Here is a 23635-nt window from a genome sequence, read left to right on the forward strand (position 1 = left end):
CCGGCGTTTGCCGCCGGTTCAATAGTCCTTCGAAATGCGGACGTTCGCACTCTGCCTGCCAAGCGTGGAGATACTCGACAGCAGCGACAGCCAGCGGGTGACCTGGAACTCGACCTGCGTCGCGCTATAGCCCTGGCCGTCGGTGACGATTTCCGCATAGAGCCGCCGCGTCACATATTTGCCCGCGGCGATCGACGTGCCCTGCCCCGTCTGCGGATCGGCAGGCAGGATGCGCAACCGGTCGAGACCCGCTGCACGCCGCACTGCGTTGATTGGGTTGATCCCGTTGCCGCCGTCCTGCAACGCCGCCACCGCCGCCGCGAGCTGCAGGGCCTCGGGCGCGGACAGGTTGGTAATCGACGTCCCGAACAGCAGGCGCGACAGCAGTTCGTCCTGCGGCAGCGCGGGCGTGCTGGTGAACCCGATCTCGGGCTTGAGCGCATAGCCCGTGACGCGGATCGACGCGTTGAGCCCGGTCGAATCGGCGTTCGCTTCGATGTCGAGCGCGGGGTTCGCAGGCACGCCGCCGTCGAACCGGATGACGCCGCGCGCCAATTCGAATTCGCGCCCGGCAAATTCGTAATCGCCGCGGATCAGCGTCGCACGGCCCGTGATCGCGGGGTTCTGCGGCTCACCGGCGATCTGGAGATTGGCGGACCATTCGCTCGTCAGCCCCAGCCCGCTGACCATGACCTGGTTCGGCGCGCGGGCCTTGATCGCCAGCGTCCAGGGGCGTGTCGGCGCGGCCTTTTCCTCGCCGCCCTCGGGCAGGTTGATTTCCCGGATGTTGAGTTGGGGCACCGCACTCGCCGCGGTCGCCTGGCCAAGCCGGTAGCGGCTCTTGTTCATCACCACGTCGCCCGCGATCACGCCGCCTATCCCGTCCGACGTGAACGTCAGCGGCCCCGTCACGGTCGCGCCGATATCGTCGCGGTTGATCATCACCGCGTTTGCAGCCTGCAACCGCAGGTCGATGCCGAGCCCGTTCTTGCCTGCGAAATCAAACTGGCCGACCCCCGTCACCCGGCCGCCCTTGCCCGCGTCCGCGGCGAAACGGTCGATCACCAGGCGCGAGCCGCCGAAGCGGCCGCTGGCCTGGACGTTCGACAGGATCGTCCCCGTCGTGCCGCTTTCGATGCGGGCGTTGGTCGCACGGACGACGCCGCGGATTACCGGCGCTTCGAGCGTACCGACGACGTCCGCCCCGATCGCCACCGGTCCCGACAGGTCGAACAGCTCGACCCCCGTCAGCCGCCACAGCGTGTCCGCGGGCCCGCTGTAGCGCAGCTGTCCGAACAGCCGCGCGCGCGCGATCCGCGTGGCGAGGTCGCCTGCACCAAGCGGTGCGAGCTGCGCCTGTGCGCGCCCGATCGTCTTGCCGCCCGAGGCGATCACCGCACGCAGGCCGAGCTTGTCAGGCGACAGAAGCGCCGCGACCCCGACGTCGATCGGCCGCGACGACAGCACGAGCCCCGCACGACTGAGGCCACGGATCGTCACGTCCGCCTTGCCCGTCGGCGGGTTCCCGCCGCTCGTCGCGACGCTGAACGTACCCGATGCCAGACCGCCAAGACCGAGTCCCGGATAGCCGATATCGAGGATGGCCAGCGGCATCCGCGTCATGCTCGCGTCGATCGCGCTGGTCGATCCGGTGAAGCGTCCGCCGATCTGCGCCTCGCCCCCCGAAAAGCTCAGCCGCGTCGGTGCGAGGCGCCAGCCATCGCCATCGCGGGTCACGATCGCAGGGCTCAACAGCCGGAGCGGTCGCCGGTCGAGCGTGCCCTGCGCAGCGATGCGATAGCTGTCCGCGGTCACGTCGGTCACGCTCTCGATATCAAATGCGCGTCCGCGCGACCCGGCAATCGACGCCTTGATCTGCCCCACCCCGCCGCGCAGCGACGCGCTACCCGCCAGCCGCCCGATGCTGAGCGCACCGCGTTGCAAGCCTGCGCCGGTCGCGGTCGCCTCGATCGAGGTGCCAGCGGGGTCGAGAATCGTGACGAGGTCCATATGGCCACGCCGCAACGTCCAGCCGGCAAGCGTCCCCGCGCGCGCATCGAGGTGCGCCTCGACGCGCTGATTCTCGCCGACCGGCCGGAAAAGCAGTTCGCCCGCCAGACCGCCGCCCGCCACCGCGAGCCGCCCGTTGAAGCCGCCATCGACGATCGCGAGCGTCCCCGTCGCGCGGGTCCCGCTGACATCCAGCGCGGCGATCGCGATCGTGGCACCCGCGCCGCGCGGCAGGAGAAGCGTCCCGCCCGCGGTAAAGGGGCCAAGCCGCGAGCCACCCGCAGCGGCAAAGGCATAGCCCTGCGCGGTCGGATCGAGATGCGCCCGCACGTTGGTCAGCCCCAGGGCCGGACTGGGGCTGGCGAGGACGAGGTCGAGCGTCGGCCGCTCGATCCTGCCGTCCAGCGTCAGCGTGACCGGGCCGTAGTTTTGCTGACGGCCACCGCCCTCGAACCGGAAGCTGCCGTCGCGCCGTCGGTAGCCGTTACCGCTCAACCTGATCTGCGGCGCGACGAGGACGAGGTTGTTGAAATGCAGGAGTCCGTCTGTCGTCCGTTCGAGATTGGCGGTGAGCCGCGGCAGACCGCCTGCGAGACCACGGAAGAAGGCGTTGTCGAGCCGCAGCACCTGTGCCGCGCCCTGCCCGATCACCCGCGTCCCCTTGCCGTTCGGCCCCGGAACGACGCGCAGCGTCGACGTGACGTCGACGATTCCCAGCCCCGGGATCAGATAGCGACCGAGCCGGCCATTCACCCCGACGTCGAACCGCCCGGTGCGCAGGTCGACCCGGATGCCGATCCGCCCGTTGAGCTTGTCCGAACGCAGTACGAGGTCGTCACCGGTCAGCAGCTCAGGCGTGATCCGCAGCCGGCCATCGATCGACAGGTTGCGCAGGATCCCCCCGGCGACATCGCCGACCCCGGTCACGCGGGCGGCGGTGACGCGGATCGGGACGGTCACCGGCGCCGCCGACAGACGCCCCTTGCCGGCGATCCGCACTGAATCGAAGCCGGTCTTGTCGAAGGTCAGTCGTGCCGCATCGAGGCGGTAGTCGAGACTGGCGGTCGCGAAGGCACCGTCGAGGATGGCGCGCAGTTCGATGCCGCTGCCCCCCATCGTCCCGATCAGCGCCGTCGGCCGCAGCAGCCGCGCCTTCACGCGGAAATCGCGAAACGCGTTCACGCCCAGATCGACGATACCCGTCATGTCGAGCGACAGCGCCGGCGACCGCAGCGACAGCCGCCCATCGAGCCTGCGTTCGACGAACGTCGCGGCGCCATTGATCAGAACCCGCGGCGTGGTGAGCCGCGCGAGCCGTCCGCTGAGCAGCCCCGAGGGGGCGAGCGTTCCCGACAGTGTATAGCGTCCGCTTGCCTGTGAGAGCGCGAGATCGACCGCGCGCGACGCGCCGACATTTCCCTGCGCGCGGCCCGTCCAGCGTGCCCAGCGGCCGTCACCGGTGACGACGAGCGCGACGTCACTTCGGGCGCCGATCATCCGCGCGAGCACCCCGTTCGCCGCCCCGCGCGCCGCGACGTCCAGATCGAACCGGTCGCGTGCGGGCTCCGCGTCGATCCGCAGCTTGAGCCGGTCGCTGCCCGCGACCAGCGCGTTCACATCAACGAGCGCGCGCCCCGAGCGGATGTCGGCTCGACCATCGAGCCGCGCGACGCGCGCGGTGCCGAGTACGCGGGTGTCGAGCAGCAGACGTCCGACCGTGAGCCGCCCAATCCGGATGTCGAAATCCGGCAGGATCGGCGTGCGCCTCTTCGACGGTCGCGTGCGCGGGACGTGGAACAGCGTCGCGCGATCGATCGCGAGCCGGCGGATTTCGAGGCGGTTCGAAAACCAGCGGATGGGCGACCAGTCGAGCGCGACACGCGGTGCCTGGAACACGAGCCCGTCAAGATCATAGACGCGCAGATCGGTCAGCCGCGTGTCGCCATAGAGCGACCCGTCGATCCGCCCGATCGTGAAACGCAGCCCGTTGGCCGCGCGGATCGCGCCGACCCGATTGGCGACATAGCGGTGGCCGATATCGGTATCGACGATGAGCAGTGCAGCACCGAGGATCGCCACCAGGGCCAAGAATGCCGCCGCAAGCCAGCGCCACCAGCGGCGCCGTGGCACAGGCCGGCCCGGCTCCGTCGTCTCGGTCGCGGCGTCGGTCAAAACGCCTGTCCCAGCGATACATAGACCGCGATCCGGCTGTCGCCCGGTTGCGGGTTGATCGGCGTCCCGACATCAAATCGGATCGGGCCGAAGTTCGAATAATAGCGCACCCCGATCCCCGTGCCATATTGCAGGCCGGTGAATTTGGGCAGCGGCGACGTGTAGATGTTGCCCGCATCGAGGAACGGCACGACCCCGAAATTGCCGAACGCCTTGATCCGCGCCTCGATCGAGAATTCGGTCAAGCTGCGGCCGCCGATCGGATCGTTGTTCGGATCGCGCGGACCGATCGACTGATAGCCATAGCCGCGTATCGACGCGCCGCCGCCGGCATAGAAACGCCGCGACGGTGCCACCTGATCGCGCGGCGCGCCGACGATCGTGCCGAGCCGGGTCCGCCCCGCCAGCACGATTCCGTCGCTGACCGTCCTGTACACACTCGCGTCGATCTGCGTCCGGGCGTAGCCGAACACCGATCCCTGGAACGACGCCTCCGGGCTCAGCCGCCCGCCGAGCCGGAACCCGCGCGTCGGGTTGAGCAGATCGTCCGATCCGTCGTAATTCAGCGTGGTCGGCAGCGCGCCGATGAAGAAGGTGCGGCGTCGCGGGTCGCCGGTCGACACGATCACGTCGCGTTCGTCCGATGCGATCAGCTCCGCGCCGAGCGACCAGGTCCAGGTCTTCTGGAAGAAGATGTTCGTCTGGCGTTCGATGCTGCCGGCCAGCGTGAAGGTCTTGGCCTCATAGGCATCGCGGTTGATATGCACCGCGGAGACCTGCGCGGTCAGCACGCGGTCCCGCGCATGAAAGTTGTTCCGCCGATAGACGATCGCGCCAAGCTGCTCCTGCGTCCCGATGACGCTGCGCAGCGTGAGCGCGCCTTCGGGCGGGAACAGGTTGCGATGCGTCCAGCTGACCTCGGCGCGTGCGCCCTCGCCCGTGCCATACCCAAGCTCGCCCGCGACGGTGCGCGGCGGCGCGCGGTCGAGCTTTACGCCGATATCGACGCTGTCGGCGGTGCTGCCGGGGATCGGCCTGACCTCGACCGACGACACCAGGCTGGTCTGGACGAGCGCCCGGCGCAGATCGTCCAGCTCGCCCGCATCATAGGGCTGACCGGGCGTGAACCGCGCGATCTCCTGCACATGCTCCGCATCGAACACGCGGTTGCCGGGCAGCGCGACGATCCGGCCAAAGCGCTTCTGGCCGCCCGGGACGATCGAGAGGTCGAGCGTCGCGGTGCGCGTCGCATGGTCCACCACGATCGCCGGATCGCCGACCTTGGCGAACGGAAAGCCCTCGCGCCCGATCTGCGTCGTCAGCTTCGCCTCGCCCGCGACGATCGCGTCCGAATTGACCGGGTCGGCAGGCTTGATGCCGAAGGCCTGGGCCAGCGCGGGCGCCTTGTCCCCCGCCGCCGCCAGACCGTCGATCGTCACGCCCGTGAAGGTATAGCGCGTGCCCGGATCGGCCGAGACGATCACCAGCGGCTTCTGCCCGGGCTCGACCCGGGTGGTGACGCGCGCGTCGTAATAGCCCTCGGCGCGCAACAGGCTGTTGAGCAGGTCGCCGTCCTCGCGCGCACGACGATCGAGCTGCGCTGCGTTGGCGACCTCGCCGTCGTTCGCGTTGAGCGTCGAAAGCTGGTCGAACCGCTGTTTCAGCAGCGCGTTTCCAACCGAGTCGATCCCTTCCAGCCGCCACGAATAGCGCGTCTCGGTCGTCGCATCGGTGTTGGTCGCGACGGTGACCGGATCATCGGTGGCGGCGGCAAGATCGGGCCAGGCGACGCCGATATCGGGCAGCGGCGCGAGCGGCGACATGGGATCGAGCGACACCGGCGCGTCTGCGGCCGCAGCGCCCTCCTGCGGCGTGGACACGCGTGTCTGGGCGGCGGCGCGCGGGGGCGCCGTCAGCATCGGCACGACAAGGACGGCGGTGGCCGTACCGATCCCGACCCACCCGAAGCGGTACACCATGCTCGCCTCCTAGCCGGGCTTGGCCCCCCGCGACAGTCGTTCGTGACGCATTTTCGCCACGTTTCGTCATGACATCGAAATATCCTGCCGGACAATCAGCGCGTTGCACGGTGCATCGTCCGCGTCGACGTCCGGCACTGGCGTCCGCGCGCGCGACGTGGCAGGTGCGGGACATGGCTGACAAACGTCCGACCGCTGCTGGCGGCTTCCTGATCGCACTCGGCATCCTTGGCGGCGCGGGGGTCGGATTTGCGATCGGCCAGGCCACGCCCGGTCTCCTCATCGGCACCGCAATCGGCGTCGCCGCCGCGCTGCTCGTCTGGATCCGCGACCGCCGCTAGGCGGGTTCGCGCATCTGCCAGACGACGCGGCCGACAATGTCGACCGGGCCGTCGGGTACAGGCGGCGCGGCAGGATTGTCGCTCGACACGCTGAGCGTCCCGTCCCGCAGCGCGACACGCTTGACCATCGTCAGGCCGTCGACCCGGATGACGTGAAGCCGTCCGCGCGCGCCCGGCACCGTGGTCGCCATATCGACGATGATGTGATCGCCATCCTGCAGGCCGGGCTCCATCGATGTTCCCCGGACCCGGATGATCGCCGCCTGCCCGTCGCGCAGCCCGAGCCGCCGCGCCAGCGCCGGGTCGATCACGTCGGTGCCCAGCAACACCTCGCCATCGACCAGCGCGCCCGGCCCGGCCGACGCCTGGACCGCCAGGCGGGCGATCCGAAACCCGGTTCGCCTTTCGCTGCCCTTCGTTCCGCTCCCGCCGAGCACATGATCCTCGACGCCGAGATACTGCGCGAGCAGCCGGCGATCGTCCTCCGCCAACCGTCGTGGCGACCCGCGCTTCAGATACTGCTGCAGATAGGCCGCGTTGCGTCCCAGCATCGCCGACAGGGCCGCCATACTGTCCCCGCGCGCAGCCGCAAGCCGTGCCAGCGCTGCTCGGGGATCGGGATCGGACATGGCGAGACCATAGCGCAGGAAAAATCCTAGACAAGTTGGATTTCAAGGAACAGATCGTGAACGTACGCAGGGAATCACGAGGAGCAAGCGATGTCCGTACTGGTCAAGATCAACCGATATTTGCGGCAGACCGACATGGGGGCGGCGACCTTCGGACGGCGTGCAGTGAATGATTCCCGGCTTGTCGCGGATCTTAGACGCGGTCGCCAGCCACGCGCGGGACTGGTCGCGCGAATCGAGGCGTTCATCGCGAACACGTCCGGGCGCGGCCGGTCGTGAGGATGGACCCCCTGCGCGGCCCCGATGTCGCGACGCGGTTGCTCCGCGCACTTCACGCCGGTGCCGCCGCATCGGGCACGGCATTCGAGGTGACCGAGACGGTTTCGCGCCCATGGGCAAGCGCGACCTTCTCGGGCGAGCAACATCATCTGGTCATCCAGGCGGATCCCATACCCGGTTTTCGATCGTGGCTTGCCGCCCTGCCGGATGCCGAGCTGCCGCTGCGGGGGCACATCCTCGCCGATCTCGCGATCGACATGGTGGAGCAGGTCGGGTCGCGGCTGCGTGTCACCATCGCGGCGTTGACGCTGATCGACGCATAGCCGTGCCTTGGGGCTGGACTTTCGGCCCTGGAAACACGAAGTCGGCGGCCAATGAAGGAGATGACGATGGCAGGCACCGGCGCCGGAATGGGCAAGTTCGAATGGGCGGATCCGTTCCTGCTCGACGACCAGCTGAGCGAAGACGAACGCATGATCCGCGATACCGCGCGCGCCTATGCCGAGGACAAGCTCGCGCCGCGGATCATCGACGCGTTCCAGCACGAACATACCGATCCCGCGATTTTTCGCGAGATGGGTGATCTCGGCCTGCTCGGGCCGACTATCCCAGAGGAATATGGCGGCGTCGGCGCCTCCTATGTCGCGTACGGCCTGGTCGCGCGCGAGGTCGAGCGGATCGACTCGGGCTATCGCTCGATGATGTCGGTCCAGTCGAGCCTGGTGATGTACCCGATCAACGCGTTCGGCTCCGAAGCACAGAAGCGCAAGTTTCTGCCAAAGCTCGCGACGGGCGAGTTCATCGGCTGTTTCGGGCTGACCGAGCCCGATGCGGGATCGGATCCCGGCGGCATGACGACACGCGCGAAGAAGACCGCGAACGGCTATGTCATCTCGGGCGCCAAGACCTGGATCTCCAACTCGCCGATCGCCGACGTGTTCGTGGTCTGGGCCAAGTCCGACGAGCATGGCGGCGGCATCCGCGGCTTCATCCTGGAACGCGGGATGAAGGGGCTCGAGACGCCCAAGATCGAGGGCAAGCTGTCGCTGCGGGCGTCGATCACCGGCATGATCCTGATGGACGAGGTCGAGGTCGGCGAGGACGCGTTGCTCCCCGACGTCCAGGGGCTGAAGGGGCCGTTCGGCTGCCTCAACCGCGCGCGCTACGGGATTTCGTGGGGAGCACTCGGTGCGGCGGAGTTCTGCTTCCACGCCGCGCGGCAATATGGCCTCGATCGCAGCCAGTTCGGCACCCCGCTCGCCGGGCGGCAGCTCTATCAGAAGAAGCTCGCCGACATGGAGACCGAGATCGCGCTCGGGCTCCAGGCGTCACTCCGCGTCGGGCGGCTGATGGACGAGGGGCGGTTCGCGCCCGAGATGGTCTCGATCGTCAAGCGCAACAATGTCGGCAAGGCGCTCGACATCGCGCGGATGAGCCGGGACATGCACGGCGGCAACGGCATTTCGGGGGAATATCAGGTGATGCGTCACATGATGAACCTCGAGACGGTCAACACCTATGAGGGCGCACACGACGTCCACGCGCTGATCCTCGGCCGCGCGATCACGGGTATCGCGGCGTTTTGAGAGCGACAAGCCCCTCCCCTTCAGGGGAGGGGTTGGGGTGGGGGTTTTCCATGAACGCAGCCGAGGATTTTGGGGCGCTGCCCCACCCCGACCCCTCCCCTGAAGGGGAGGGGCTGAGAAGACCGCCGCCCCTTTCCGGCCTCAAGGTCGTCGAACTCGCCCGCATCCTCGCCGGCCCCTGGGCTGGCCAGGTGCTCGCCGATCTCGGCGCCGACGTGACCAAGGTCGAGAGCCCGGCGGGCGACGACACCCGGACATGGGGCCCGCCGTTCATCGACAACCCCGACGGCACCCGCGACGCGGCCTATTTCCACGCCGCCAACCGCGGCAAGCGCTCGGTCGTCGCGGACTTCACGACGCCCGAGGGGCAGGCCGCGGTTCGTGCGCTGATCGCCGACGCCGATGTCGTGATCGAGAATTTCAAGGTCGGCGGGCTCGCCAGATACGGGCTCGACTATCCGACGCTCGCCGCGATCAATCCGCGGCTCGTCTATTGCTCGATCACCGGCTTCGGACAGGACGGGCCCTACGCACCACGCGCGGGCTATGACTTCATCGTCCAGGGCATGAGCGGGATCATGGATCTTACCGGCGAGCCTGATGGCGCGCCGCAGAAGATCGGGGTCGCGTTCGCCGACATCATGACCGGGCTCTATGCGGTGATTGCGATCCAGGCGGCGCTGTCCATGCGCGAGCGCACCGGCCGGGGGCAGCAGATCGACATGGCGCTGCTCGACACGATGACCGGGGTGCTCGCGAACCAGGCGATGAACTGGTTCGCGAGCGGCGTCTCGCCGGCGCGGGTCGGTAACGCGCACATGAACGTGTGCCCCTATGCCGTCTTCCCGACCAGCGACGGGTGGTTCATCCTCGCGGTCGGCAATGACGGCCAGTTCCGACGGTTCTGCGAGGCAATGGGCTTGCCCGAAATGCGCGACGATCCGCGGTTCGCGACCAATGCCGGGCGGCTTGCCTTCAAGGATATCCTGTTCGCGGGGATCGAGGCGGCGACCTCGCTGGTGCCGAAGCTCGATCTGCTCGCGCGGCTGGAGGCGGTCAGCGTCCCCGCCGGGCCGATCAACACCGTCGCGCAGGCATTCGACGATCCGCAGGTGATCGCGCGCGGCATGGCGATCGACGTCGTGCGTCCGGATGGATCGAGCGTGCCGGGTTTGCGCACGCCGATCCGCTTCTCAGATGCCGATCTTGCGACCGGCCGGGCGGCACCGATGCTGCCAAGACACCCGTCATCCTGACGAAAGTCAGGATCCAGAGCCAGTTGCGCTAGCGTTCCTAGCTCTGGATCCTGGGTCGAGCCCAGGATGACGAAAGGGGTCAGGCGGCCGTCACCGCCGGCTTGCGTGCATAAAGTCCATAAGCGAGAATCAGCGCGTAGCAGATCGCCGGCAGCAGCAGCGCGAAGTGCAGGCTGCCCGAGGAATCCGCGAGCACGCCCGTGAAATAGGGTATGATCGCGCCGCCGACGATCGCCGTGGCGATCACGCCCGACCCCTCGGCCGCACGCTTGCCAAGGCCTTCGGATGCCAAGGCGAAGATCGTCGGGAACATCACCGAATTCATCAGCCCGATCGACAGCAAGGCCCAACCCGACACGGCACCCTCGGTATTCGCCGAGATCAGGATCAGCGCCAGCGTTCCGGTCGCGACACCGGCCAGGACCTTGCCCGGCGACACCTTGTTGAGGACATAGGCCCCGATGAACCGCCCGATCAGCGCGCCGCCCCAGTAGAAGGGCACATGCTGACCGGCAGCGACATCGCTCAGGCCCATCACGCTCGGCTGCATCAGGTAATTGACGATCAGCGAGCCGACCGCGACCTCGGCGCCGACATAGAGAAAGATGCACGCCGTCCCCATCGCGAAGCGCGGGCGCTTGAGCAGCGTGAAGGCGTGGAGGATGCTGCCCGTCTGCTCCTGCTCCTCATTCAGCCGGTTCCGCCGCGTCCAGACGACGGCGGCGACGATCAGCAGCGCGATGGCAAGGCCGATATAGGTGTGCACGACGGTCCGCGACGATTCGGTCCGGTAGGCGTCAAGCGCGGCGCCGGTCAGCGTCGAGGAATCCACCGTCGCGAGACCACCAAGGATGACCGCGGAACCGACATAAGGGAAGATCGTCGTGCCGAGCGAGTTGAACGCCTGCGCGAAGGTCAGCCGGCTCGATGCCGATTTCGGCGCGCCGAGCGCCGAGATCAGCGGGTTGGCGACGACCTGAACGACCGTGATGCCCGCGCCCAGCACGAACAGCGCGAACAGGAACATCTCGAAGCTGGCCTTGCCCGCCGCCGGGATGAACAACAGGCACCCGACGGTCATCGTCACCAGCCCGATCGAGGCGGTGCGCATATAACCGGCCTTGCGCACGATCGCCGCGGCGGGGATCGAGAACAGCGCATAGGCGAGGAAGAAGGCCGACTGGACCAGCATCGCGGTCGCATGGTCGAGCGTGAACAGCTCCTTCATCTTGGGGATGATGATGTCGTTCAGCGAGGTGATGCCGCCGAAGATGAAGAACAGGGCGAAGACGAAGACGCGCAGGTCGGGGGCGTCGTAACCGTGATTGGCATCGCCCTCTGCGGCGGCGCCTCCCGCGGCGGCGGTGTGATGGGTGTCGACATGCATGATAAATTGCGCCCTCTCGCGGTCTTGTTGGGCGGCGGCATAAGCCGGGGCGACCGCGCGTGGCAATGGTTAGAGGCGCGTTCGCGCCCGGCCGCGGCGTGCCACCCGTCGATTGCCGCGCTTTCGGGCTTCGGGTATGCCGTTTGCAAACGCGACAAGGGAGAGCATGAGATGGCGACCGCAGCGCTGCGCAATTCGACGGTTTCACCCGCGGAATGGGAGGCGCGCCAGCAGCTTGCCGCCTGCTACCGGGTCTTCGACATGCTCGGCTGGTCCGAGATGATCTACAACCACATCACGTTGAAGATCCCCGGCGAGGACGGCGCGTTCCTGATCAACCCGTTCGGGCTGCATTTCAGCGAGGTGACCGCGTCGAGCCTCGTCAAGATCGACATCGACGGCAACAAGCTCGACCAGAACCCCTATCCGGTCAATCTCGCGGGCTTCACGCAGCACGCGCTGTTCCACAAGCACCTGGCCGACGCGCACTGCATCATGCACACGCACACCACCGCGGGCATGGCGGTCAGCGCGGTCGAGGGCGGGCTGCAGCCGACCAATTTCTATGCGTGCAACTTCATCGGCCAGATCGCCTATCATGATTTCGAGGGCGTCACCGTCCGGTCGGAAGAGGGCGAACGGCTGATCGAGCATCTCGGCGACAAGCGCGTGATGCTGCTGCGCAATCACGGCATCCTGGTCATGGGCCGGACGCTGCCCGAGGCGTTCATCAAGCACTGGTCGCTGCAGCGCGCCTGCGAGATCCAGGTCGCGACCGCATCGATGGGCACGCCGATCCTGATCCCCGACGATGTGGTCAAGGTGCACCAGCGCGATCTCGGCAAGGTCTCGCTGCCCGGTGGCGCGGGCAAGGCGGATTTCGAGGCGATGGTCCGGCTGGTCGACAAGCGCGACACAAGCTGGCGGCAATAGCCCCCTCCCCTCCGCCCGGGGGATCGGCTAGCGCGCGGGGATGACCCGCTTCACCGTCAACAACCAGGCGATCGAATATCGGCTCGATCCCGCGACGCCGCTGCTCTGGGCGCTGCGCGACGCGTCGAACCTGACGGGGACCAAATATGGCTGCGGCACCGGCCATTGCGGCGCCTGCACGGTCGATATCGACGGTCGTGCGGTGCGCAGCTGCCGTGTGCCGATCGGGTCGATCGAGGGGCGCTATGTCACCACGATCGAGGGACTGTCGCACGAACGCAACCACCCGCTGCAGCTCGCCTTCATCGCTGAAGCGGTGCCGCAATGCGGCTTCTGCATCCCCGGCATGATCATGGCCGCCGCCGCACTGCTGAAACGCGATGCAGACCCGAGCGAGGCGCTGATCCGCGAACAGATCACTAATCTGTGCCGCTGCGGCGTCTATCCCCGCGTCGTCGAGGCGATCCAGCGTGCGGGCCGCGCGACCCGGGGCGAGGAGGTCCTGCCCGCTGGCCCGCGCCCCGGGATCGACCCGGCGGATTCCGCACGGCTCGTCCCCGCGCTCGTCCCGCCGCCCGCGCGCTAGACCGCCCGCGCGCTAGGGCGCCCGCGCACGAATCCTGTCGGATCGCTGACCAAGCCATTCAGCGTCGCCTCACGCCCGTAAGGCTAGACGGGGTGCACCATAGGAGCCGGCTCGTGCGCCGGCAGTCGAGGACGACGGCAATGACGCGGAGTTTCCTGAAGATCTTGCTCGTGGCATCCGCACTGGTGCCGGTTGCCGCACAGGCGCAGCGGTTCGGTGCCGAGGCGCCGGGGAATAGCGAGATGCGCGGTGATTGGAGCGATCGCGGCGATCGGCCGCAGCGTCCCGACCGGTGGGCGATCGTGCAGGGCACGGCACGCGGCGATACGCCCGATGCGCGCAACGGCCGACCGGACGGCCCCCGCCAGGACTGGAATGCGCGCGTGGCGTCGGACCGACAGGCCGACCAGGTTCGCGAGAACTGGGTCCGCGGCAATGCGCAGCGCGAAGCCGCCCGTCAGGACGTCCGAAACGACCGCCGCGGTCAGCCCGACCGCGCCCGCTTCGACGGCCGCCCCGGCGAGGACCGCGGCTATCGCGACGATCCACGCGGGCGCGCCGACTGGCGCGGCCGCCCGGACCCCCGCGGCCGCGACGACTGGCGCGGGCGCGACGGCGATCGGGATCGGGATCGGGGCGGCTATCGCAACGGCCAGCATTTCGGCGGCTACGGCACCGTCCAGGGCTATGGCCGCGGCGGATATGGCCAGCGCGGCGCATGGAACCGCGGCTGGCGCAGCGACACTCGCTATGGCTGGAGCGACTATCGCGCGAGCAACCGCGGCGCTTACCGCCTGCCGCGCTACTATGCGCCGAACGGATGGGGATCGGGCTATCGCCGCTTCGGCATCGGCTTTTCGCTGAACAGCATTCTGTACAACCAGAATTATTGGATCCAGGATCCCTACACCTATCGCCTGCCCGAGGCCTATGGGCCGTATCGCTGGGTCCGCTATTACAACGACGCGTTGCTCGTCGATCTCGACAGCGGGCGGGTGGTCGACACGGTCTACGATATCTTCTGGTAGGCGCATCGCGGCACGACGAGCGACCCCGCCCGTCGTGCCGTCCCAGTTGCGCGCCCCTTGCGTTTCGCGGACGGCTGCGCAAATTCGGATCCATGGGTTTATTCACCAAAGCCAAGCCGCAGGATCCGATGGCGCCGACACGGCAGGCGGCGGGCACCAGCGTCGCCGCGCGGCTCGACGCCAATCCGAAGGTCCAGCGGGTCGCCATCGACGGCGTGCAATTCTATCACCACGCCAACTTCCTCGACGCCGCGACCTGTCGTGCGCTCATCGCGCTGATCGATTCGAAGCGGCGGCCGTCGACGCTGCTGTCCGACCGCCCGAACAGCAGTTTCCGCACGTCGGAAAGCTGCGACATGGATCGCTGGTCCCCCGATGTGCAACCCACCGACGAGGCGATCGCCGCGCTGCTCGGCATCGACCTGCCGCATGGCGAGACGATGCAGGGTCAGCGTTACGCCCCCGGCCAGCAATTTCGCGCGCATCACGATTATTTCCATGCGAGCGAAAGCTATTGGGACAAGATGCAGGAACAGGGCGGCCAGCGCACCTGGACCGCGATGGTCTATCTGAACGACGTGCCCGAGGGTGGCGCCACGTGGTTCCCGCAGGCGGGCGTCAAGGTCGCGCCCAAGCGCGGGCTGCTGCTCGCGTGGAACAATATGAGCCCCGACGGCAGCCCCAATGGCCTGACGCTCCACGAAGGCATGCCGGTGGTCGAGGGCGTCAAATATATCGTCACGAAATGGTTTCGCGAACGCCCCTGGATCAAGTGACGCCCCTCCCCCGTCGGGGGAGGATCGCCTGCCCGCGTCGGTGAAGCCGCTCGACAATCCCCCCGCAGCCACTACCTCCGGCGCATGACAGTTCTCGGCGTAACCTCCTCGATCCTCGGCCAGCCCTGGCGCTGGCGCTCGCTCGCCGCCGACGCGCGCGACGGGTTCGGCGGCGACGATCTGGTGACCCAACTCCTTCTCGCACGCGGCTGCCCGCGCGAGGCGCTCGACGCGCACCGCACGCCGTCGATCCGCGCGTTCATGCCCGACCCGTCGATCTTCCGCGACATGGACCGCGCCGCCGACCGGCTCGCCGATGCGGTGCAGGCGGGCGAACAGGTCGCGATCTTCGGCGATTACGACGTCGACGGCGCGACCTCCGCCGCGCTGATGATCCTCGTGCTCCGCGATCTGGGGATCGAGGCGCGCGCCTATATCCCCGACCGCCTGCTCGAAGGCTATGGCCCGTCGGGCGAGGCCATGGTCCGGCTCGCAGGCGAAGGCGCCTCGCTGATCGTCACCGTCGACTGCGGCGCGCAGGCGTTCGACGCGCTCGATGCCGCGCGCGATGCGAAGGTCGATGTGATCGTGATCGATCACCACAAATGCGCGACTGCGCTCCCGCACGCGCTGGCGCTCGTCAATCCCAACCGGCTCGACGAGGATGAGGGCGCCGCGCACGGCCATCTCGCCGCGGTCGGCATGTGCTTCCTCGCTGCTGCCGCGCTCGTCCGCACCCTGCGCACGCGCGGCTTCTTTGAGAACCGCGCCGAGCCCAAGCTCATCGACCTGCTCGACATCGTCGCGCTGGGCACCGTCGCCGACGTCGCGCAGTTGCGCGGGCTCAACCGTGCGTTCGTCGCGCAGGGGCTGAAGGTCATGGGCGCGCGCCGCAACATCGGCGTCGCGGCGCTGATCGCGGCGTCGCGGCTGACGCGCAACCCGACCTGCACCGATCTCGGCTTCGCGCTCGGCCCGCGGATCAACGCCGGCGGGCGCGTCGGTCGCGCCGATCTCGGCGTCCGCCTGCTGACGACGCAGGACCCCGACGAGGCGCGCGGGATCGCCGAGGAGCTCGACCGTCTCAACGAGGAACGCCGCGCGATCGAGACCGCGGTGCAGGAGGCCGCCGACCTGCTCGCCAGTCGCGACCGCAGCGTCTCGGTCGTCGCCGGACAGGGCTGGCATCCCGGCGTCATCGGCATCGTCGCGGGCCGCCTGAAGGAAAAGCTTGGTCGGCCCGCGATCGTCATCGCGATCGACGAACACGGCATCGGGAAAGGATCGGGCCGGTCGATCCCGGGCGTCGACTTGGGCGCCGCGGTCATGGCGGCGCGCGAGCAGGGCCTGCTCGTGTCTGGGGGCGGCCACGCGATGGCGGCCGGGCTGACGATCGCCGAAGCGGCGATCCCGGCCTTTGCCGATTTCCTCGAGAACCGGCTCGCCGCGGCGGTGGCGCAGTCGAATGACGGCCGCGCGCTGCTGCTCGATGCGGTCCTTGCCGCGGGCGGGGTCAATCCGGCGCTCGTCGAATCGATGGACGCAGGCGGACCCTATGGCATGGGTTGGCCCGCACCGCGCGTCGCGATGGGGCCGGTCCGCGTGATCAAGGCGGATGTGGTGGGTAATGGCCATGTCCGCACGATCGTCGCGGGCGACGACGGCCGCAGCGTCAAGGCGATGGCGTTCCGCGCCGCCGAGACGCCGCTCGGCCAGGCGCTGCTCGGTGCGGCCCCGCACCGCAAGCTCTGGCTCGCCGGTCGCGCCAAGATCGACGACTGGGCATCGCGCCCCGCAGCAGAATTGCACGTCGAAGATGCCGCCTGGGCCGATTGAAGGGTTGACGGGCCAGCCACTTGGCCTTAGGCGCCTCCAACCACGCAGGCCCCTTCGTCTAGCGGTTAGGACGCGGCCCTTTCACGGCTGAAGCACGGGTTCGATTCCCGTAGGGGTCACCATCTCATCGCCAAGCGGTTGAGATTGGCGAAATTCAATAGAATCAACGCCTCGCGAGGCGCCCAGTGCTACAGATGGCGTCGCATACCCCATTCCATCGAGCGCGGCAGATCGCGTTTCTCGCAGTTTCGAATGATCGTTGCGGAGGGTGTCCGAGGGGTCATCGGCAATCCGGCGTGGACAGGGTGTCTGAGAACAACCGACCCGTTCCTGGCGCGTAGGAAGCGCGCCGTGCTGATTATCGCATGCTTGCCGAGATCAGGCAGCGCGAGACGGGATCACCGACTGACAAATGGTCGCTGAGCGCACCAAGGCCGTATTGCATTGAGACGGCTGTTCCGCGACTGCGGCGCATGCCTCACGCCAGCAACATCGTCTATTGCGACGGTCCAGACAGCCCCCACGCCTTTGACATCGTTCCGATCCAGCCCCGTAAGGGGAGCTTGGATGCACTGTGCCCATTCTGCAAAGGCCGGGGCCAATGGAATACCGAGATTGATCTCGTAAGCTTCCGCTGCAAGCGCACTGCCTGCGATCGGTGCCATGGCGCTGGATGGGTAGAAACCGGCTCGGACCCGGTCGGCCTGCCCGACATCGAGATTTCACCGGAAGGCTACCCCCGGTGGACGCTACGCTTCGAACCTGCGGACGAAGTCACGCCGATCGACCCGGAAAAACCAGGCCTATCGCAGACCTAGGAAGTTATTGGTTGGGTCAGGCGCACCGCGCTTGGCCGCGACCCACGCAACGTCCTCCTCACTTGACGCCTCCGGCAGGTCCTCGCCAGGCGAGAGCGCGTCATCGGGGAGGCCTGGCGCAGTAACGGCAATCGACTCGTCGATGGCGCGCTCGTTGGCACTGTCCGTGATCTTCTCTCTGTTCGGCATGTCATTCTCGGCGGCGGCTCCTGGTCGGCGAACAGTCCCGCTCAGGTCATCCGCCGGGCGTGGCGGAACCGCGCATACCGGTTGAGGAGATCGTTGATCAGCTGTTCGTCGCTCAGGCCGGTCACATCATGCGCCGGCTCTCCCTCCGAGGAATGCGCCACCGCCCGGTAGTGGAGACGCTCCTGCTCGTTCGCCTTGCGCGACGCCGCCCAGGCGAAGCTTGCCTGGCGGAAGCCGCGTGCCCGAACCCCGTAGCGGAACTCCCCACGCTCGCCGTGCGGGATGCGCAGCTCGACCTGGTTTTCATCCTGAACGAGGGTTGGGGAGAGGCCGCTGTCGCGCATCTGTGCCGCTACCGCGTCGAGCGCCGGGCTTGCCGTATCGGTGAGGAACGCCGCAACCTCACGCTTGTCGTGGAAGCGCGTGATGGTCGCGAGGCGCTGCTGCCAGCTCAACGGCCTTTCGGCGATCGGATCGGAACCCGCGGCGGACAGATCCAACGCTTCCTGGCCCTCGGTCTGCAAGGCGCGCAGCAGCCCATAGCAGATGAACACCATCACCACCGCGAATGGCAATGCACTGGCGATCGCGGCAGTCTGAAGGGCCTGGAGCCCACCGGCGACCAGCAGCACCGCACCGACGCCGCCCGCGGATACCGCCCAGAACACACGCTGCCACACCGGCGGGTTCTCCGCCGCGCCCGACGTGATCATGTCGATGACCAATGCCCCGGAATCCGCCGACGTGACGAAGAAGGTGATGATCAAGAGTGTCGCGATACCTGAGACAATCGTGGCAAGAGGCAGTTGCTCCAGTGTCTCGAACAACGCCACCGGCAGATTGTTGGCGACGGTGTCGGCGATGGCGGCCGTACCAGCCATGTCCAGCGCGATCGCGGTGTTGCCGAACACCGTCATCCAGAGGAAGGTGAATAGGGTCGGCACCAGCAGCACGCCGCCGATGAATTCGCGGATCGTGCGCCCACGCGAGATGCGGGCGATGAACATGCCGACGAAGGGCGACCAGGCGATCCACCAACCCCAATAGAACAAGGTCCAATTGCCCAGCCACGGGTTGGGTTCATAGGCGTAGAGGCGGAAGGTGCGCGGCACGACTTCGCCGAGATAGGTGCCGATGTTCTGCACAAAGGCCTGGAGCAGGAACACCGTCGACCCGGTGACGAGGACGAAGGCGAGCAGCAGTCCGGCCAGGATGATATTGAGTTCGGACAGGCGCTTCACGCCCTTGTCCAGTCCGGCGACGACCGAAAGCGTGGCCATGCCGGTGATGGCGGCGATCAAGACGAGCTGAACGGGGATGCTCGTCGGCAGGCCGAACAGGTGATTGAACCCGGCATTCACCTGCAGCACGCCGAGACCAAGCGACGTCGCAACACCGAACATCGTGCCCAGCACCGCGAAAATGTCGACGGCGTGGCCGATCGGGCCATAGATCCGCTTGCCGATCAGCGGGTAGAGTGCCGAGCGGATGGTGAGCGGTAGTCCGCGGCGAAACGCGAAATAGGCAAGCGCCAGTCCGACCACGATGTAGATCGCCCAGGCGTGCAGGCCCCAGTGGAAGAAGGTGAGGACCATCGCTTCGCGCGCGGCCGCGATCGTCTTGCCCTCGCCCACGGGCGGCGATGCGTAATGCTGGATCGGCTCGGCCACGCCGAAGAAGATCAGGCCGATCCCCATCCCCGCACTGAACAGCATCGCGAACCAGGACAGGTAGCTGTAATCCGGTTCGCTGTCGTCGGGCCCGAGCTTCACATCGCCATAACGACTGAACATCAGGAAGATGGCGAAGATCAGGAACCCCGCGACGGCGGCGATGTAGAACCAGCCGAAATCTGCGACGATCAGCGCCTGCACGGTCGTGAACACCCGGTTCGCGGTCTCCGGGGCGAGCGCGCCGAAGAGGGCGAAGGCCAGGATCAGGCCAGCCGAGACGAAGAATACCGGCGGATTGATCTCCGCCTTGCGTCCCGCGGCTGGCTGTCGCGAATCACTCGGTACCGGCTCGGTCAATGTACCCCCTATTCATGGTTAATGTCCTGTCCAGTGAATGGAACGACGCTGGGCCTTGTCAGTTGCGAACGAGTGTTACGATGCGGGAACGATTGACCTAGCCTCTCGCTTGCGGCCTCGCCCTGTCGGTGGTGCTGTCGTCGGCGGCAGCGCAGGACGCCAGGTTAAGCAAAGCGAGGAGCGTCCGACCGAGACGATGCTGCCGGCCGAGAAGAAGGCCAGTGTGCTTGCCGGAACATGAAACAGTATCCAGGGGTCGAAGCCCGGGCTCGGCCAGCCGAACGATGGCGCCCTGCCGGGCTGGTACGAAACCGACCTCTATGCCGGCGCGTCGATTGAGCTCGACAAGCGATGGACGGTGTCGGAAACTTGTTATCGATACGTCTCGCCCTCGGCATGCGTATCGCGCGGGAAGCGAAGCGCGGTCGTCTCGGACGAAAGCCGTATTTCTCCCTGTCTTGGCTCGGCAGGAATCTCGAGCCTGAACGCTGCGCCCTGATCATAGGCCCGCAGGCGCAGCAGAAGTGCCCGTTTACCGCCATTGAGTTCGCGCGCCCTGACCAGCAATTCCCCGTGTCGCGCGTTACCGTTGCTGGACGACACAACAGCCTCCGAGCCTTCGATGATCATGGGGCCGTACATCGCCCTCTGGCCGCAAGCCGACATCCGAGGGGGCGACGACATCGCGATCATCATGCCGGATCCGAACGGCCAATCCGCCATTTTTCAGCCGGCCGGCGACGATTTCGGTTCGGCCGTCAGGCGATCGAAACGAGGCCTCGCACTATCTTGATGAAGAACGCCATGGACCCGGTAGACGAGGTGCCCCCGCAAAAAAAAGGCGCTGGCCGGACACGTGGTGGTAATTTAGCGCCGGGGGACAACCTCAACGATAATATCGCCCGCTTCCAGACGGGCGGCCTCGGGTTCCCAGAAGCAGAAGTCCTGATGCCCACGATATATGCGGTGGCCGAGTCCGGTGGTGATGGCGGCAAGCGGTTTGCCGACCTCGTCGGCAGCGACCTCGCGTTCCCGCAGGACTACACGCCCGCCCGACGCGGCAAGATCGGCCATGTATTCGGCGGTGTGAGCGCCGTGCGTGGACCCGGCGAGCAGAAGGCCGGCAAAGCTGGCAGGATTGATGACGACGTTTGCGCCGGCCTGATGCGCAATCGCTTCATTGTCCTCCGACCGGATCACCACGCTGATCGGTAGATCGGGCGCGATCCGCCGCGCTGTCAGTACGATAAGGATCGAGGTATCGTCACGGCCGGCGGAGACGATGAGCGCGCGGGCCTTGGAGAGACGGGCTGCCTCCAGCGCGGCGTTGCGCGTGGCGTTTCCCTCCATCACCGTCGTGCCGCAACTCTCCGCTGTGCGTAACGCCGCGGCGCGCTCGTCGACGACGACGATCATGCCCGGATCGGCGCCGCGACGGATGAGTTCGCTGACGGCCTCAGACCCGCTCGTACCGAACCCGGCGACCACGACATGGTCTTCGAGACGTCGCTGGATCACCGACATGCGCCATTTCTCCCAGACGCCCTTGAGCAGAAAATCATATGCGGTACCTAAAAAGATGAGCCATACGAAGAGCCGGATCGGCGTCACGACGAAGGTATCGAACATCCGCGCCTGCTGGGTCACAGGCACGATGTCGCCGTAGCCGACTGTCGTCACGGTAATCATCGTGAAATACAGGATGTCGGCGAAGGTCACGGGCTCGCCCGAATTCTGCCGCAGCCCGCCGCGATCGAACCAGTGGACCGCGAGTGCGATGCCGATCAGCGCCAACGCGACCAGCGCCCGCCACGACAGGGCCAGCCACGCCGGGGTTCGGCTCTGGCGGCGCAGGCGATAGTGCACCGTGTCTGCATCGTCAGTGTGCATGCCGTCTCTTGCCCATCCGCAGTGCCGCTGTGAAGTCTTTCGGTGATCCGCTTGATTGGTTGGCATTTGGGGGAGTTACAGACTCTCGACAGCGCCTGTCTGCAATCGCTTACGGTGGATCGACATGAGGATCCCGAGCAGGATCCGGGCCGTACGCTGCGGAGCAGTGCCCCGCTTTATCGAACGGGCGCCCTGATCACTGCGGCGGTGGCCTAGGCCGGGGGCGTTTGCTCGCCCGATGGAGAATGAAAACGGAGATCGCGCTGAGGCACCGGGATGGTGACGCCATGTTCCTTGAACAGGTCCCAGATGCGAAAGAACACGTCGCTTGTGACGTTCCCAACCCCCGCCTCGGGGCTGTCGATCCAGATCCGCAGGTCGAATTCCACCCCATTGTCGCCGAATTCCTTGATCCAGCAGACGGGGGCGGGTTCGGTCAGCACACGGGGCGAGACGGACGCTGCCTCGACGGCAAGCCTCTGCGCCAGTCGCAGATCGCAGTCGAACGACACCCGAAACCCGACATGGACCCTGACGTCCCGGCTCGAGAAAGACCAGTTTTCCACTTCGTCGGTCATCAGCCGTTCGTTCGGGATCAGATGCTCCTTGCCATCGCGGGTCAGGACAGAGACCGCACGAACGCCGATCTTGTTGACCCAGCCGAAGGTATCGCCGACCGCGATGACGTCGCCGGGCTTGATCGATCGGTCGAGCAGCAGGATGAGGCCCGCGATCAGATTGCCGAGCGTTTTCTGCAAGCCGAAACCGATCGCGAGCCCGAACGCCCCGGAGAACACGGCCAGCGCCGTGAGATCGATGCCGAGGAGATCGATACCGACGAAGATCGCGACGGTGACGACCGCAATCTGAGCGAGTTTCTGGAACAGCACGCGTTGCGCCGCGTCGAGCAGCCGGGCCTGCCCGATCCAGCGCAGGATCAGCCCGAGCAGCGCGCGCGCGGCGAGGAACAGCAGGAGCGACAAGCCGACCGCGTTGACGATGTCGAGCAGCGAGATGCGGCGGCTGCCGACCCCCATGCTCGCGCGGTCCAGCCCCGCGATCAACGGGGTCAGGCCCCCCAGTCGACTTGCCAGCACGATGAGAAACAGGGTGGCGGCAATCAGCGACGCCGGTCGGCTCCGAAGACCGAGCGCACGGCCGAATTGATAGGCCAGCGCCGCGACCGCGATGCCGAGACCCGCCGCAAGCAGAAGATCGGCGCCGGGGTTAAGCCCCCGAACGCCAAGAAACGCCGTCAGGACCAGCGCCGTCACGCCGGCGCGGGTAATCGCCATCAGGCGCGGCGCGACCACGTCGGCGTGGCGCGGCGCCAAGGCCGGCAGGAGGTATCTACAGGCAAGACGCGCTGCAACGATACCCAGCAGAAGGGCCGTGCTCAGGATCGCGACAGCCGCGATCAGGTCATGAAACGGGAACGCCGTCCATTGATCCAGATAGGTCTGCCACCAGGCATCATGTTCCAACCGGTTCTCCAATGCCATCTCGTCGGCGTCGGTCACCCGACAATCCCAGCGTCATTCCCATCTGGTCGCCGGATCCCTGTTAAACGGACTTGGCACCCCGGTCAGCCCTTGTACGTCATGCGCGTTACCGCCGTGCCGTTTGCGCCATTCCGGGCAAGGGATCGCTGGTGAAGCAGCGCGAAGCACGGGCGAGTTGCCCGGCAATGCGCGTCATGTCGTCGACCAGAAGGTTGGTCGAGGTTCCGAGCAACGTGCAGCAACCGCCAAGGATCGCGATGTAGGATGGCGGCATCAGATAGCGCTTGGCCGATAGCTGCAAGCTCGCGGCGACATCCTTGACGACGGGGCGGTCAGCACGACGATCGGGGTGCTGCTCAACACGCTGGAGAATTGCCCGGCGATTGATCGGCACCATCTCTGTGCCCC

20 protein-coding genes and 1 tRNA gene are annotated in these 23635 nt (G+C 67.1%); 12 read left to right on the plus strand and 9 right to left on the minus strand.

What is annotated here, in order from left to right; all coding sequences use genetic code 11:
* Positions 1–18 precede the first annotated feature (18 nt).
* Together GV027_RS05450 and GV027_RS05455 are read right to left on the minus strand one after the other, a co-directional pair.
* Positions 19–4182: a translocation/assembly module TamB domain-containing protein gene (locus GV027_RS05450; protein WP_201302576.1), complete on the minus strand. Its 4164-nt coding sequence runs from the start codon at positions 4180–4182 to the stop codon at positions 19–21.
* Positions 4179–6161, minus strand: a complete 1983-nt coding sequence (locus tag GV027_RS05455; protein WP_031438887.1) for an autotransporter assembly complex protein TamA — start codon at positions 6159–6161, stop codon at positions 4179–4181. Before GV027_RS05455 ends, GV027_RS05450 begins: the two co-directional genes overlap by 4 nt.
* A 173-nt stretch (positions 6162–6334) precedes the next feature.
* On the opposite strand from GV027_RS05455, the gene GV027_RS21180 reads away from it, so the two are divergent.
* The gene (locus GV027_RS21180; RefSeq protein ID WP_167396669.1) at positions 6335–6502 is read left to right on the plus strand and encodes a hypothetical protein; all 168 of its coding nucleotides are present in this window, start codon (positions 6335–6337) and stop codon (positions 6500–6502) included.
* On the opposite strand, the gene GV027_RS05460 is transcribed toward GV027_RS21180, so the two are convergent.
* Positions 6499–7131: a S24 family peptidase gene (locus GV027_RS05460; protein ID WP_159511212.1), complete on the minus strand. Its 633-nt coding sequence runs from the start codon at positions 7129–7131 to the stop codon at positions 6499–6501. The genes GV027_RS21180 and GV027_RS05460 overlap by 4 nt on opposite strands.
* Before the next feature lie 90 nt (positions 7132–7221).
* Here GV027_RS05460 and GV027_RS05465 point away from each other — a divergent pair, with 90 nt between their 5' ends.
* The 4 genes from GV027_RS05465 (at position 7222) to GV027_RS05480 (ending at position 10252) form a co-directional block, all read left to right on the plus strand.
* On the plus strand, positions 7222–7410 hold the full coding sequence (locus tag GV027_RS05465; protein ID WP_031438885.1) for a hypothetical protein: 189 nt from the start codon (positions 7222–7224) through the stop codon (positions 7408–7410).
* Positions 7407–7733 (plus strand): hypothetical protein, encoded by a 327-nt coding sequence (locus GV027_RS05470; RefSeq protein ID WP_146163614.1) that lies wholly within the window; start codon positions 7407–7409, stop codon positions 7731–7733. The genes GV027_RS05465 and GV027_RS05470 overlap by 4 nt, the downstream gene beginning before the upstream one ends.
* Positions 7734–7799: 66 nt before the next feature.
* Complete coding sequence (locus tag GV027_RS05475; protein ID WP_236559054.1) at positions 7800–8996, plus strand: acyl-CoA dehydrogenase; 1197 nt, start codon at positions 7800–7802, stop codon at positions 8994–8996.
* Positions 8997–9046: 50 nt separating this feature from the next.
* The gene (locus GV027_RS05480) at positions 9047–10252 is read left to right on the plus strand and encodes a CaiB/BaiF CoA transferase family protein (protein WP_159511213.1); all 1206 of its coding nucleotides are present in this window, start codon (positions 9047–9049) and stop codon (positions 10250–10252) included.
* 79 nt (positions 10253–10331) lie between these two features.
* Here GV027_RS05480 and GV027_RS05485 read toward each other — a convergent pair whose 3' ends face one another.
* Positions 10332–11639: a sugar MFS transporter gene (locus GV027_RS05485; RefSeq protein ID WP_056406129.1), complete on the minus strand. Its 1308-nt coding sequence runs from the start codon at positions 11637–11639 to the stop codon at positions 10332–10334.
* A 171-nt stretch (positions 11640–11810) separates the two neighbouring features.
* Here GV027_RS05485 and GV027_RS05490 point away from each other — a divergent pair, with 171 nt between their 5' ends.
* The 7 genes from GV027_RS05490 to GV027_RS05520 all read left to right on the plus strand — a co-directional run bounded on the left by GV027_RS05490 (position 11811) and on the right by GV027_RS05520 (position 17616).
* Positions 11811–12572 carry a class II aldolase/adducin family protein gene (locus GV027_RS05490; RefSeq protein ID WP_159511214.1) on the plus strand — a complete coding sequence of 254 codons (762 nt, stop codon included), beginning with the start codon at positions 11811–11813 and terminating at the stop codon, positions 12570–12572.
* Between the two features lie 40 nt (positions 12573–12612).
* Positions 12613–13158 (plus strand): (2Fe-2S)-binding protein, encoded by a 546-nt coding sequence (locus tag GV027_RS05495; RefSeq protein WP_159511215.1) that lies wholly within the window; start codon positions 12613–12615, stop codon positions 13156–13158.
* A 140-nt stretch (positions 13159–13298) separates the two neighbouring features.
* Positions 13299–14186, plus strand: coding sequence for an RcnB family protein (locus tag GV027_RS05500; protein ID WP_159511216.1), 888 nt, complete (start codon positions 13299–13301; stop codon positions 14184–14186).
* A 92-nt stretch (positions 14187–14278) separates the two neighbouring features.
* Positions 14279–14962, plus strand: a complete 684-nt coding sequence (locus tag GV027_RS05505; RefSeq protein WP_159511217.1) for a prolyl hydroxylase family protein — start codon at positions 14279–14281, stop codon at positions 14960–14962.
* 84 nt (positions 14963–15046) lie between these two features.
* On the plus strand, positions 15047–16798 hold the full coding sequence (recJ, locus tag GV027_RS05510) for a single-stranded-DNA-specific exonuclease RecJ (RefSeq protein ID WP_159511218.1): 1752 nt from the start codon (positions 15047–15049) through the stop codon (positions 16796–16798).
* 47 nt (positions 16799–16845) lie between these two features.
* Positions 16846–16920: transfer RNA gene (locus tag GV027_RS05515), tRNA-Glu, on the plus strand.
* Between the two features lie 243 nt (positions 16921–17163).
* Entirely contained in the window at positions 17164–17616 is a 453-nt protein-coding gene (locus GV027_RS05520) for a hypothetical protein (RefSeq protein WP_236559055.1), read from the plus strand.
* A gap of 230 nt (positions 17617–17846) precedes the next feature.
* On the opposite strand, the gene GV027_RS05525 is transcribed toward GV027_RS05520, so the two are convergent.
* The 5 genes from GV027_RS05525 to GV027_RS21865 all read right to left on the minus strand — a co-directional run bounded on the left by GV027_RS05525 (position 17847) and on the right by GV027_RS21865 (position 23624).
* The gene (locus GV027_RS05525; protein ID WP_159511219.1) at positions 17847–19835 is read right to left on the minus strand and encodes a BCCT family transporter; all 1989 of its coding nucleotides are present in this window, start codon (positions 19833–19835) and stop codon (positions 17847–17849) included.
* Positions 19836–20207: 372 nt separating this feature from the next.
* The gene (locus tag GV027_RS05530) at positions 20208–20531 is read right to left on the minus strand and encodes a glycoside hydrolase family 97 N-terminal domain-containing protein (protein WP_031393058.1); all 324 of its coding nucleotides are present in this window, start codon (positions 20529–20531) and stop codon (positions 20208–20210) included.
* A gap of 171 nt (positions 20532–20702) precedes the next feature.
* The gene (locus tag GV027_RS05540; RefSeq protein ID WP_159512749.1) at positions 20703–21725 is read right to left on the minus strand and encodes a potassium channel family protein; all 1023 of its coding nucleotides are present in this window, start codon (positions 21723–21725) and stop codon (positions 20703–20705) included.
* Between the two features lie 212 nt (positions 21726–21937).
* Complete coding sequence (locus GV027_RS05545) at positions 21938–23245, minus strand: mechanosensitive ion channel family protein (RefSeq protein WP_159511221.1); 1308 nt, start codon at positions 23243–23245, stop codon at positions 21938–21940.
* Between the two features lie 88 nt (positions 23246–23333).
* Positions 23334–23624 carry a hypothetical protein gene (locus GV027_RS21865; RefSeq protein ID WP_443029520.1) on the minus strand — a complete coding sequence of 97 codons (291 nt, stop codon included), beginning with the start codon at positions 23622–23624 and terminating at the stop codon, positions 23334–23336.
* Positions 23625–23635: the final 11 nt, after the last annotated feature.

Source organism: Sphingomonas sp. T1 (genome assembly GCF_902506585.1).
Lineage (GTDB): Bacteria > Pseudomonadota > Alphaproteobacteria > Sphingomonadales > Sphingomonadaceae > Sphingomonas > Sphingomonas aerolata.